This window comes from Wenyingzhuangia sp. IMCC45574, from assembly GCF_054182685.1.
On record NZ_CM135169.1, the window covers coordinates 993,765 to 1,007,857 of the forward strand.

The 14,093-nt window shown below is 34.9% G+C and carries 6 protein-coding genes; all 6 read right to left on the bottom strand.

Translation table 11 applies throughout. The features are described from left to right. Window positions 1-65: 65 nt before the first annotated feature. The 6 genes from ACXHHC_RS04295 to ACXHHC_RS04320 all read right to left on the bottom strand — a co-directional run bounded on the left by ACXHHC_RS04295 (window position 66) and on the right by ACXHHC_RS04320 (window position 14,047). Window positions 66-2,420 (bottom strand): alpha-L-rhamnosidase-related protein, encoded by a 2,355-nt coding sequence (locus tag ACXHHC_RS04295; protein WP_458228421.1) that lies wholly within the window; start codon window positions 2,418-2,420, stop codon window positions 66-68. Window positions 2,421-2,456: 36 nt separating this feature from the next. Then, window positions 2,457-5,222, bottom strand: coding sequence for a family 78 glycoside hydrolase catalytic domain (locus ACXHHC_RS04300; RefSeq protein ID WP_458228422.1), 2,766 nt, complete (start codon window positions 5,220-5,222; stop codon window positions 2,457-2,459). Window positions 5,223-5,239: 17 nt separating this feature from the next. Then, window positions 5,240-6,679: a sulfatase family protein gene (locus tag ACXHHC_RS04305; protein ID WP_458228423.1), complete on the bottom strand. Its 1,440-nt coding sequence runs from the start codon at window positions 6,677-6,679 to the stop codon at window positions 5,240-5,242. Window positions 6,680-6,729: 50 nt separating this feature from the next. Further along, complete coding sequence (locus tag ACXHHC_RS04310; RefSeq protein ID WP_458228424.1) at window positions 6,730-9,084, bottom strand: alpha-L-rhamnosidase-related protein; 2,355 nt, start codon at window positions 9,082-9,084, stop codon at window positions 6,730-6,732. Between the two features lie 179 nt (window positions 9,085-9,263). After that, window positions 9,264-11,594, bottom strand: a complete 2,331-nt coding sequence (locus ACXHHC_RS04315) for a glycoside hydrolase family 78 protein (RefSeq protein ID WP_458228425.1) — start codon at window positions 11,592-11,594, stop codon at window positions 9,264-9,266. A gap of 125 nt (window positions 11,595-11,719) precedes the next feature. Continuing rightward, window positions 11,720-14,047, bottom strand: a complete 2,328-nt coding sequence (locus tag ACXHHC_RS04320; RefSeq protein ID WP_458228426.1) for a BNR-4 repeat-containing protein — start codon at window positions 14,045-14,047, stop codon at window positions 11,720-11,722. Between the last annotated feature and the right edge of the window lie 46 nt (window positions 14,048-14,093).

Consider the following 14,093-nt stretch of genomic DNA (forward strand, 5'->3'; position numbering starts at 1 on the left):
TTATTTTTTCGTTATTTTATTTGATAACCAAACCATCTATTAACAAACACGAACCACTCTTAAATTCAACAGTTTTTATAAACAGCTTTTATTTCTGAAGCTCCAAAACCAATTTTAAATTTTAAATACCTTTTATCTTCTTCTATAAACTGAATACCTTTGGTTTTCTTTTTCATTTTACCTTTACTCCACACACATTTTCCGTTTACAAAAACCTTTTCAATTGTTTTTTCTGTTTTAGGAATTCCGATGATCGCTTCTGTTCCTTCAGGCGAATTTAAACTTAGCTGATACTCTGAATCGTTAACGTTTATTTCAATATCAATATATCCTTTAACAGTAGGTATGATTTTCTTAATTTTTTTAAGCTGAACCAAAGCAGGCATAATTTCAAATTCACTCCAAGCTACTTTTGTCGGCCTTACACCTGCAATGTGTTTAGATAAAATTGTGTTTGGGGCATTCCATGCATGATTGTAACTACCTCCTTTCGGAAACATTTCATATAAGGTAGACATCGATTTTTTATCTACCTGACTTTGGTATTGATCTTTCATTCTTTCTAAAGAAGCCTTGTACCTTCCAGCAATACACATGGCATCTTCTGCGATCCATTCGAAATGAGGGCTAGAAAAACGGTTTGGAATTAAAACATTATCTACAATTTTATTGTAATATTCAGGTTTTGAAATTCCTGATACTATAGCAATAGCATTTGCTCTATCATCTTTAAACTTATCTAAATTAGAACTGTAAAAACCATCTTTCCAAAACATTTTATCAAATGCAGGCTTCATCATTTTCATTCTATCATCATACCATTTAACATCTTCTTTTTTAGACAACACTTCTGCCATTTTCTTAGCTTCTTTTAAGGCTAAATAATAAAATGCAGCTTGTATAGGTTTCTCATCAATACTATTTTTAACTCCCCAATCTACCCAATTCCAAGAATCAGGACTTTTACCCTTACGGTATTCTGGCAATCCATTTTCTTGCATTGGAAATAATGCTAAATAATCATACACAAACGGATATGCTTTTTCTAAGGTTTCTTTATCTCCGGTATTCAAATAGTATGGCCAAATTCCCTGAGCGATAAATTGTAAGCTTTGAGAAACTAGTTCTCTAACTCTTAACGGCCCTAAAGCTCCCATAACTCCATTTTCACTAAATGCTGTGGTCTGTAAAATAGCTTTTTTTAACAATTGACGACCCGCATTATCCATCGAGTAAAACAAATAACCTACTTGATCAGCAACGTCACCAATCCACAAAGCTCGTTCTCTATCCGGGCAGTCCATAAAGTTATCTCTAGCACATACAAATAATGTATTATTACCCATCCACCATAAACGCTGATAAAAAGGATCATCCATTTCAAACTTACCTGCCATTTTACCAACACTCATCCATCTATATTTCAAGGCTATTACTTTAACTCCTTTAGGAATAGTGTAATGTATCTCATTACCGTTCATCCAAGAAAAACTCTCAAAAGACTGTTTCCCTTCTTTGGTTATATATGTCGCGTGAATTCTATTCAATCTATTATCTGTAGTTATGAAAATAGTATCACCTGCTTTCGCTTCAATTTCTAAATATGGAGTAATTTGTTTATTGAAAGGCAATCTTGCCTTAATCGTTTTTCCGCTACTTACTAAAGGAAAATTTAAAGCATCATGATTTTCGTAATTCTTTAAACCATGATTTACTAAATGTGGAACTATATTTGATTTTACATTGTACCAAGGAGCAATTCCCAGTTTTCCTTTTTCGATAGCTTTTGGCCAATTTTCATCATTATAATTATTTTGATACCAAGCTTCATCAGACCAATCTCCCATAGATTTTTGCGCATCAAACAGCACGCTATATTGTATTATTGCTTTACTAGCTGGTGCTATCGTATTATCGTACCCAGGGTGCTGCAATGCTTTCCAAGATGCATCAGATACAACGTGTTGATTACCTATATCTACAGAAAATAATAAACCTCCTTTTCCGCTATCAATATGGGTTCCTTTGTGTGATTCTCTCCCCCAATACCAAGCTAAAATTGCAATTGTATTTTTTCCTTTTTTTAGATACGGCTGAATATTTACAGTATCGAACCAAGAATTTGCTGGTGTAATTTTTTCTTTTCTATTCCATTCTCCTGCCTGGCTTGGACCTCGTGATAAGCCACCTTCAAACAGCACCATTTCTCCATTAATCCATAGCCAAAATTTACTATCTACAGCTATTAATGCCTCTACCTTTTCGGGTACTTCATCTAATGTAACTGTTTTTCTAAAACTCATCCAAGTATTAGATGGCCCGTCTTCTTTTTGCCAAATCCATTGTGCATTATCGTTCCAATTATTGGAAAATGCAAAGGAAAAATTAAGTGTAAAAAATACTAGTAGCAACTTGTTCATAATTCTTGTGTTATTTTTCGTTAAATACTGTTTTGTTTAATAATTAGTATCAAATGAATAAGTTCCTGGGTTTACCTTAAAAACAAACGTTTTTTTAGTTTTGCCTAGTAATTTTATATCTAAACTCTCTTTAAACTCTACTCCATTCACCATAATACTTTCTTGTGTATTTCCTGGTACTGAAACTTGAGCTCTAGTATTTGGAGGTACAATTACATCTAACTTAAATTGCTTACCTACTAGTTTCCAACTAGAACTTACTTTACCATAAGGAGAATTGTAGGTAGCAAAAGCAGACGTTAAAGGACCACCTGGAATAGGAGCAATTTCTATTTCTTTATAGCCTACCTTTAGAGGTTTAATACCAGCAATACGTTCGTACATCCAACGTCCTATAGCTCCGTATGCATAATGATTAAAAGAATTCATACCTCCTTTGTTAAAACCATCTTTGTGAGTATAGCTATTCCAACGCTCCCACATGGTCGTTGCACCTTGATTAATAGAATAGAACCAAGACGGGTATGTTTCTTTAAATAAGATTTTATACATCAAGTCGGTCTCGCCAATTTTATCGAGTACTAAAGGCAATAAAGGGGTGCCTAAAAACCCAGTACGCAAATGATTGTCTGTTAGTTTTATTTGTTCTAACAAGTGTGGTATAGCCTTCTGCGCTACTTCCTTATCTAGCAAGTCAAATGCTAAGGCTAATAAATAAGCTGTTTGGGTTTCTGGACCTTCAATAACTCTCCCCTGGGTATTAAAAAAACGTTCTTGAAACACATTTCGAATCTCTTTAAATAGAAGTTCGTATTCTTTGGCTTCGGAATAAAATCCCAATACTCTTGCAGCCTGAGAAGTTAAAGCAACAGAATGGGCATAATGAGCAGTAACAATTAACTTATTAGAAGTCACACCAAATCGTTCATCCTTTTTGTGTGTAGAATAAGGTTGTAACCAATCTCCATGTGTAAACATTTTAACGCTATGGTTTTTGGCTTTTGATTGATAAAATGACACCCACTTTTTCATACTTGCATAGTTCTCCTCTAACACACCTATATCACCAGTACGTTGATAAGTTTCCCAAGGAATAATAGTAATAGCATCGCTCCAACCAGCACCAGCCCTGAGTCTACCTCCTAAAGAAGGAACCATTACAGGAACCGCACCATCTTTATCTTGATCCTCGCGTACACTCTGCAACCAACTCATCCAAAAAGAATGAACATCCCCTAAAAAAAATGAAGTTGGAGCAATTACCTGTGCATCACCTGTCCAACCAGCCCTTTCGTCTCTTTGAGGGCAATCTGTTGGTATATCTAATGTATTACCTCTTACCCCCCAAATAATATTACTTTGTAATTGGTTAAGTTTTTTGTGTGACGAACGAAACTCAACATTTAAATTATAATTAGAATGCTGAACAATACCTGTCACCCACGATTTATCTGGAGTAACACTTGTATCAAAACCACTTAATTCCACATATCTAAAACCATGAAAGGTAAATGTTGGTTGATACTCAATTTGTCCATCTTCCTTAGCTGTATAAAAATCTTTTGAAACTGCACCTCTGTAATTCTTAGTATACATACTCCCATCTTTCTGAAGCATTTCTGCAAAACGGATTTTTAAGGTTTCATCTTTATGCATTGGTACTTTAATGCGGGGCACTCCCACCATGTTTTGACCCATATCAAAAATTACCACACCTTTATCTATTTTGGTAATCGTAACTGGTGTTAACTCTTCTATAGATTTAACGGTATTGTGTCGCTTAGGTGTTAAGCTTACCTCTGGATCTATATCTTCTGCAACTACCTTTTGCCAATTTGCATCATCAAACGATGTTAACGACCATGCTATCTCTTCTTTTCGTGCATCATATTGTTCACCATCATATATTCCGGCATAAACAATTGGCCCTTCTTGGCTAGCTCTCCAACTATCATCGGTTGTAAAGGTCTCAACATTTCCATTGGCATATTTTACTTCTAACTGACACATTAATTTAGGCGATACCTTTGGATACCCTCTAAGCATTAATCTACCTGCATACCAACCCTCTGCCAAAGTAACTCCAATAGCGTTAGCTCCTTTCTGTAAATGATTTGTTACATTGTATGTTAGCGTTTCTATTCGCTTATTGTAGGGAGTCCATCCTGGAGTCATTACATCATCTCCTACCTTTTTACCATTTATTTCGGCCTTAAAAAGTCCCTTAGCTGTAATGTACAACCTAGCAGTCTCTATATTAGACTTCACAAAAAAACCTTTTCTCAAATACTGAACTTTATAAGTTCTTTTGTTGGTTTTGGGGGCTTTTGCTTTGTACGCTTTTGGTAAACTAATCCATTTAGCTTGCCAGTCGTTGTTATTTAGTAACCCTATCTCAAAATTGGCTAGCTTACTCCAACTAGATGCTTTTTTATCTTGATCCCAAAATTTTAACTGCCAGTACACTTTTTGTCGCGAAGAGAGTTTTTTCCCTTTGTATTTCACAAATAAAGTTTGATCACTTTCAACCTTTCCACTTTCCCATAAATCAGCATTATTGGGTAATAGTTCTGGTTTAGAAGCTACAACAATTGCATAAGCTGTTTGCTTTTTAAGATTTTTATTTTCAGGGAGTTTCCAAGAAAAAGAAGGTGTAGCATCATAAAAACCTATTGGATTTTTAAACTGCTCGCTTACCGTTAACTCCTGTGGTGAAATACAATTGTGAATTGTAGAACACGAGACAAAAAACAGTATTAACAATACAACAGATGCTAATTTATTACGGGTAATTATATACATGTTATTTTTTTCAACTATTAATGTGTATGTCCTTTTAAATGATCAATACCATCCCATTCGTACCCCCACGCTTTCATGTATACTTCTGCGGGTAAAAATTCATCCCCATTTTTGTCTAAAATAGCCTGCAACTTATCTTCTAAATCAGCTTGTACAGAAGCAAACTCTGGCTTATTTACTTGGTTATTTAATTGGTAAGGGTCATTCACATTATCATATAATAACCATGGTCCATTAAGATCTCTTACATAGGTGTATTTTTCAGTCCTAACCCCTCTATATTCGCGACCACCACGCTTAAATTTCCATTGATGAAAAGGTACTGGACATGTAATTAATGCTGTTTCTACATCTATCTCCTTAGTCCCCAATAATTGTCCTGTATAGTCATTTCCTTCTACAGATTTTGGAATAGGCAAACCGGACATACCTAATAATGTGGGCATAATATCGGGATATGAAAACATTTTTGTCATTTTAGTACCTGGTTTTAATTTAGCTGGGTATTTTAAAATGAATGGAACATTTATAGATTCTTCCCAAGGCTTTTGTTTCTTTACCTGCGAATGCGAGTATAACATATCTCCATGGTCAGACGTTAAAACAAAAATGGTATTTTCTTCAATCCCCAACTCTTTAATTTCTTTTTGCAAAGCAGCAATACAGTCGTCTAATGCAGATATATGTGCATAATACCCCTTTATATCTTCTTTAGCTTTTTTAGCTCTATTTTTTGGTACATTAGGGCGTAACTTAATATCCATATCTTTATACAAATCCTTATATCTTTGAGGTGCTGTTTGGTAGGGTGCATGTGGAGGGCCATAAGACACAAATAGTACAAAAGGATTATCTTTATTAGTTTGCATGTACTTTATCGCATCTTTTGTTTGTGCAATGGCATCATAACCTTCCCATTTATGCTTTACATTTTTTTCATCAAAGTATACTGAATTGTTATAGTTGTGTGTGCACTCATTTACTTTCCAATACTCAAATCCTTGACGGCGGTCGGCTGGTATTGGAAGTTTTCTACCTTCTCTATTCTTCATTCCTTTAGGATGCCCATTGATATGCCATTTACCAATATATCCTGTTTTATAACCATTCTCTTTGTATACTTCGGCAATACAGACCTCTTCAGACTTTAATGGCTTGTCGTTGTAAAACAGTCCATGACTTAGTGGATATTTACCTGTCATTAACGAGGCACGTGCTGGTGTACAAACTGGAACATTAGAAATAGCATTTGTAAAAACTACCGCTTCTTTTGATAGATTGTTAAGGTTTGGAGTAATCACCTGTTCGTTACCTGCAAAACCTAGATCATGTGCTCTCCATTGATCGGTTAATACAAACACAACATTAGGGTGTTTTTCTATTTCTTTTTTTAAACTTTTCTTTGATTTACAGGATACCATAAAAAGGAAGCCTGCTAGTAAAATTAGATATCTCATTTTATATTTTTTTATTCTTATTTAATACATTGATAAAACCGAGAACAGTTTTAATACAATACTTTTATTTTCCAGTCTCCCGAAGCAACTTTTATTTTTAAATACTCCTTGTTTTCGCTTTCGTAAACTACTCCTTTAACGTCTTTTTTAAACCTGTTGTTTTTCCAAATACTTTTACCATTTACCGTCATCCTTTTTATGCTTTTTCCTGCTTTAGGTATGTAAACTGATGCAATTGTATTTTCTGGAGAAATTAAATCTAATTGATAACGGTTTGCTGCTTTATTTACTTTAACTGTAATATCACCTTTAACCGAAGGTACAATCTGTTTTACAGAGGTCATATGTGCCAAATTTGGCTTTACCTCATATTTAGTCCAAGCTACATCTATTGCTTTTACACCTGCTATGTATCTTGAAAGCACGTAATTTGGTGCATTCCAAGCATGATTGTATGTTCCTCTTAATTTTGGATGGTATTTTTCATAAAGTGTTGTTAGCCATTTACGGTCTACTTGCTCTTGGTAGCGTTGTTTCATTCGCTGTAAACCTTTGTCGTATTGCCCTGTAAGCATAATAGCCTCTTCTGCTAACCACTCCATATGAGGACTGGATTTTTTAATAGGTACTAACACACTATCTACTAAAACATTGTAATGCTCTTTTTTAGCCAACCCACTAATAATAGCCAACGCACTTACACGTTCTTCAATAGGTTTGCTTTTGGTACCATAACGATTTCCCTGCCAATATTCTTTTTCGAAATTTTCTTTAATACTATTTATACGATTATTGTACCACGCAACATCTTTGGTTTTTCCTGTGGTTACTGCCATTTTTTTAGCCGATTTTAAGGCCATAAAATACAACACCACATTGGTTGCAACCGGATCTGTTTCTATCCCCCAATCTACCCAATTTGCATAGCCTTTTCTGTGTTTGGGTAAACCATTAGACTGCATACTCCATAACTTTAAATAATTCAGTACCGCTGGATATGCATTTTCTAGCGTGGCCTTATCCCCTGTATTGTAATAATATTGCCAAATTCCCTGGTCTATATATTGTAAACTTTGTCCTGTTAACTCACTACTTTTTCCTCTGTATGCTCCAAATCCGGGTGCTAAGCCTTGTAGAGTGTCTCCTTTACGGTAGGCAATGGTATTGTCTATCCCTTTTTTTAACAACAAACGACCAGGTTTGTCAAGAGTATAAAAAACAGCTCCTGTTTGATCTGCTACATCTCCTATCCACAAGCCACGTTCCCTGTCTGGACAATCCATATAACCATCTCTTGCACAAACATATAAAGTATTCCTAGCCATCCTCCATAAACGTGTAAAATAAGGATCACTGGTTTCAAAAGTACCTGTCATTTCCCCCACACCTGTCCAACGGTATTTTAATTCTAATACTTCTACACCTGGCGGAATTGTATACGTTACATTATGACCGTTTATCCACGAGTAACTTTCGAATGCCTGAACTCCATTTTTAGTAATGTAAGTTCCTTTTAACATATTAAAAGGATTATCCACATCTGCTATAATCGTTTTACCTGCTTTACTCTTCACTTTTAAATACGGAGTAATTTGTTGATTAAAAGGAAGTTTTGCTTTTAACACAACCAGTGAATCTGTTGTGTTGGTAAAAGGCAAGCTAATTTTACTTTCTCCTAAGCTAAGAGACTTGTAATTTGTTAACCCTCTATTATTCCACTGTGGAATAGCACGTTTTACTAACACGCCCCAAGGTTTACTATCTGCAGTTCCTTTTTCAATTGGTATTCCCCAATTGCTATCATCAAATCCATTAGAATACCAAGCCGTTTTAGACCAATCTCCCATTGCTTTACGAGCATCAAACTTTACATTATATGCATTTACTCTGTTTGCACTTTTTCCACCTCCCCCACTTTTGGCATCGTAAGCAGTATGTACTTTTAGTTTCCAATCGGCATTAGAAACCAACTCTTTCTCTCCTAGATCTGCATGAAATAACAGTCCTCCTTTACCACTATCATCGTGTACTTTTCGGGTTCTACCCCAGTACCAAACCAAAATAGCAATCGTATTTTCACCTTTTTTTAAATACCTTTTTAAGTCTACTTCATCGTAATAATTAGTATTGGGTGCAGCACCTCTAGCCAAACCACCTTCAAACAAGACCATTTCTCCGTTAACCCAAAGCCAATATTTAGTGTCTACTGCAATTTTAGCTACAACATCTTTGGGAGGATTATTAAGGTTAAATGATTTTCTAAACGCTACCCAAGTATTAGCAGGTCCCTCCTTTTGTTGCCAAATCCACTGTGCGTTCCCCCATGAATTGCTTGCAAAACCTATTGTTGTTATGAAGACTAATACGACAAAAACACCTAATTTCTTTCTATTAATTATACGCATTTTTCAATAATTATGTAATTTTTAGTTCTGTTAACTGATGTTTATTTAGGCTATAACATTCAATAAATATGTTTCGTATTTGATATTTTAATACAATAGAGATAGTATTATTCACCTTTACGACCGGACAATTCAACCAAGATCTTAGTATTTTAAAACACACTACAAGACGTTACTCGTTAAGGAGTAATTTCTAGATTATCAAATAAATTTTTATCATAAGAACTTGCCAACATAACATATCCCGTATTTTTTTTATGCGATATATTTACAACAGGGCGTTTATCTACAAATGCTTTAATTTCTTTATTTTGAAAAGTAAGTGCAAGACTATGCCACTTATTACCATTAAAATTAGAAACAACTCCCTCTTTTAACACCTGCTTATTAAACATAAGCTTCCATGTTCCTTGTTTGGTTAACTGAAAACGATACCCTTTTAAGTAACTCCCCTTAACATGTCCTCCTAGTTCTACATCACCTCCTTTAATAAAAACATCAACACTACAGGTGTAGTTCTCCCATTTTGCATCTCCCACTAATGTGTTGGGTTTAATATTGGGTCTTCTGTAAACACGCATCCAATCGTATCCTTGTTCTGGAATAATTTGTTGTAAACATTGTGTTCCGTCTTCCTTTAATGCAATTTCAAAACTACCCGTTTGATCTGAGTGATACTTAGGAAGATCTCCCACTTTTCTATCCTCATAATCTTCCTTATATGGAAAAGGAAAAGGTTCTTCTTTAGGAATTTTATAAGCTCCTTTTTGTTGCCCAGATGTAGTTGTTAAAGAATATATGCACTCAGGATCTAATGAAATACGAATACACCCATCATTTGGCACAATGCTTTCTTGTTGTACAAACTGTTCATTTTCATTAGACTTCCAAACGGTTACCACACCTTGTGAAAAGTCTTTTCCTATTTTAATTTTAACCTCCTCTTTCTTTTCGGTACAAATAATCATACTCCATTCTGGGCTGTCTTTTTCTTTTAGGGTTACACAACTCCCCTTGTAAGTTGAACCATTAAAAAGCCCGCATGCACCATTTAAATACTGCCACTTTAAAGGCTCTGCAAACTGAGTTGTATGGGCAGTTGCCCAAATAGTTGGCCACACTTCGTAATAACCACTCCAAGGGCTATTTGCTTTCATAGCTCCTGCTTTATCCCAGGTAACCGTTTTATAAATAGAACCTATGGGAGCCCAAATTAATGTTTTAGTAATTCTATCTCTTATGTAAAACTTATTGTAAATACGCGCTAAATTCAAAGCTCCTGCTCCTCCCCAATCTTTTCCTGTCCAACTCCAATCTTCACTTGCCCATAATGGCTTACCACTCTCTTTGGCTTTTTTAGTTGTAGGTCGTCCACGACCATCTACCATATTTTCAGTAAACTCACGTCCAGTAACATAGTGATACCCTACAGCTTTTACCACTCTATCTAAAGATTGGTTGGTTTCAAATTCATCAAAAATTTTCCAGTCTCCACTATTGTCATCCGGTCCTTGAATCTTTACATTTTTATACCCTCTAGCATCTAACAATGGACGTACATGATTTACAAGCCAGTTTGGATTTGTATAATTTTCATTTTCTGCAGCAGCTACCCAATCAATATCTAACCCCCATTGCTTTTTAGCTACATCCAAAAACGTTACAAAATACTCAGCAGACTCAGAAGTATAAATATCCGGTTTTAGATACCCTGGAAAACTCCAAGGTAAATACTCCAAAATAACCTCTGGATTTCTGGCACGAGCTTCTTTCATTAACCAAAATTCGTAGCCTCTTGATACCGGTTTTTTTAATTCTTCGCGTGTAATTGCATGCGATGGTTCTGAACCACAAGTTGAATTTTCACCTCCACCCATCTCTACTTTTAAATGCTGAAAACCAGCACCAAATTTGGGTTTAAATAAATAATCTAATAACTGACTCCTAATAGGATCTTTATAATCATACAATAAGTCTGAAGAAGCCCCTGCACTTACTCCACCAATTCCTTCAAACACCCGTCCTGTATCGTTCTTATTTAACGAGATTTGTACCACACCATTCCTTTTAGAAAATACATTTGGCTTAAATCCAACTTCTGGATTCTTAATAGTTCCCATTTCAAACCAAGATACTTTGCTATGTGCTGCCCCACGGTTATTTCCCCAAACTATTACTTTCCAATATACTCGTTGTCCCGACTTTAAAGGTTCTCCTAAATAAGTAAAAGGACCGGTTTTAGAAGTACTGGTTGGTCCTGTATCCCAAATATCTGGATATTTAAGTTTTTCGATAGATGTAGCCATACAAATACGATAACCTCCTTGCTTTGAACTCTTTTTGTCACCAATAAATGTCCAACTAAAATGAGGCTTAGCATGGGATATCCCCACTGGATTTACCTCTGAATTACATTTTAAATCTTTAACCTCTACGGCATAAACTAAAGAATGAACAAACAATAGAAAAAATAGTATTGTAATTCTATGATGTTTAAACAATGTATTCATAATCTCTAAATTTTCACATCTTAATTATACAACCGTATGTCTCTTAACCCCTTTGATTTATAATCCTTTTTAAGTTACTGGTTGACTGTCAGGTATATTTTTCTAGTATATTTGATGTTGTCTTGTTAATTAACAAACAGTTTTGCTGTATAATTTTTTCGGTCACTAGACAGTACATTTAAAAAATACAATCCTGGTTTAAACAAACCATTATTATGCACTTCAACTTGCTTTTCTTGTGTTAACTCATCGAATAACAACTTTCCTAATACGTTGTAAATTTTAATGTTTGCGCTTTTTAAGTTTCTCAGCTTAATTATAAAACTATCGCTTTGTTTTTGGTATCTAAAGTCTACTACAGAAGAATTAAAACTAACAGATTTAATACTAAGAGGCTCACTACTAGCAAGTTCAACTTTCCACTTGCTTCTTACATCTGTAGCTTCTGCCAATTCATTGTAGTATTGTCCACTAGAACTTTCGTATAAGAATCTATTCTGATTCCTCAATTCAAAACGATAAGTTTCATCTGCTTCATTGTAGTGCACTGTCCATATTTTATCGACATCTGGACTAGGTGGATTCTTTGTTGTACTTATAATAGCATATGGAAATGGATTGACATTATTAGCTCCGGTTCCTCTTAGTATTCCTCTAACTTGACTGTCTATATTATAATAAACCCTTTCGTCTCTTTCTGTTTTTACAAAATTCCACTCCAGAGCATCATCGTCTTTAACATACTCGGAACTTATCACATTAGCCCCCGATGATTTAAGATACATTCCAGTTTCCGCATTTTTCAACCTATATACATTCCCCGATAAGTCTGTCTTATCTACTTCTACTAAGGTAACTTTTCTTGTTTCCGAAGAAATATTTTCTCCATTTGTATTGTAAGCGACTGTCCTAAGATTGTACTCTCCTTTTATTGTTGGATTCCAATCTACCGTATACGGTTCTGTAGAATCTTCAAATAATACTTCATCATTTACAAAGAAAACAACCCTAGAAATAGTATGATCTGGATCTCCAGCAGTTGCCAAAACCTGAATATCATCTTCTAAAGTAAACGTTTGATTGTTTAACGGATACACCAACTTAGTTTCAAATTCTTTTGGTACTATGCTAGGTAATTTAAAAGAGTAACAATACAAAGTTTGCTTGTCTGTTCTATCTGTAATATCCGGACAAATAACGGTTAAATAACCTCCTCCAACATATGTGTTAGCATTAGCCAATCGTTTTCCTGTATTTAAAGTATAGTCTGTTCTAAAGTTTAGAGAACCAGGTTCGGTACTTTTTACAGTAATAACACCACTGGTAGAAACAGAAGATGTATAAATTCTATCTCCCCATCCATCGCCAGACGACAAAACTCCGGTACGTTTTACAAATGAGGTTTCTCCAGCCCTTTTTGTATATGTATAATGATAGGTATTACCTGTTCCTCTACCATTGTAACTTATATGAATATCTCCATTTGCAGTAACCGCTATACCAGGACCTCCACTAGAACCTTTGTCATAATTAGATGCCGGGTTGTCTATTAAAAAAGGGGAAAAATCTTTTATGGGAAGAGGGTGCTTTGTTCCCGAAAGATCTTCCCATGGATCTAACATACTAGGTCCACATTTTGCAAGATAAACTCCTTCGTTTAAAATCCCTAAAGACTTTTTTGCAGCCCATCTTACCGAAAAAGCATACCATATGTTTCCATCACCATTGGCAGGAGAACCATATGCATAATTTCTATCCTCTTCTAATATATCGGGCAAACCAACTCCTTTACTAACTTGTTTTGCCTTAGTCCATGTATCTCCATTGTATACATGTACTATTTCACTTCCTCCTACTGCAGAACCTTTTCTATAGTTTAAAACTATTTCTCCAAAATCATTTTCGGTAACTTTAGGATAAGTTATTCTTAAGTTCTCTCCTGTTACTAAATACTCCCTGGTTGGTTCAAAAGCTTCTAAGTTTAATGCACTATCTGGTGCAAAAGCAATGTTTTTTTTAGAAACTATATAATTTAAATCTTCATTATGATGATCGTAAAACACATGAATAGTACCATCTATTTTACTAACAGCTAATGAAATGGTTCTATGTGAATCTCCCCATTTATTTCCTGGCTGAATAAGCGTGTTTTTATGAGGAAATTCAACATGTACCCAATTTCCAGAACCTATTTTTTTTCTGGAAACCATTAAATTTCTATTGGTCATTCCCCCCTTATACCATCCAAAAAACACATAGCCATTAACTACAGTAAAAGAATCTCCTCTTGGACTAATATTAGGGTTGTAATGATAAGACTTAGAGCCATCTGCATACCAAAAATACAAACCACTATCTGTAATTTCACTTTCTTCTATAAATTCCACTTGTGCATTCACACAAAAACCGAAGAATAAAAACAACGTACGTAAATAAAATCTTTTTAATTTCATGCAAATAGGTTTTGTAGTAATTGTATGCTAAAACTCTTATATCTAA

What these genes read in the sequence shown, in the direction of transcription:
- ACXHHC_RS04305 (WP_458228423.1), bottom strand. Translation starts at nt 6,679, where the DNA reads ATGAGATATCTAATTTTACTAGCAGGCTTCCTTTTTATGGTATCCTGT.
- ACXHHC_RS04315 (WP_458228425.1), bottom strand. Translation starts at nt 11,594, where the DNA reads ATGAATACATTGTTTAAACATCATAGAATTACAATACTATTTTTTCTA.
- ACXHHC_RS04300 (WP_458228422.1), bottom strand. Translation starts at nt 5,222, where the DNA reads ATGTATATAATTACCCGTAATAAATTAGCATCTGTTGTATTGTTAATA.
- ACXHHC_RS04320 (WP_458228426.1), bottom strand. Translation starts at nt 14,047, where the DNA reads ATGAAATTAAAAAGATTTTATTTACGTACGTTGTTTTTATTCTTCGGT.
- ACXHHC_RS04295 (WP_458228421.1), bottom strand. Translation starts at nt 2,420, where the DNA reads ATGAACAAGTTGCTACTAGTATTTTTTACACTTAATTTTTCCTTTGCA.
- ACXHHC_RS04310 (WP_458228424.1), bottom strand. Translation starts at nt 9,084, where the DNA reads ATGCGTATAATTAATAGAAAGAAATTAGGTGTTTTTGTCGTATTAGTC.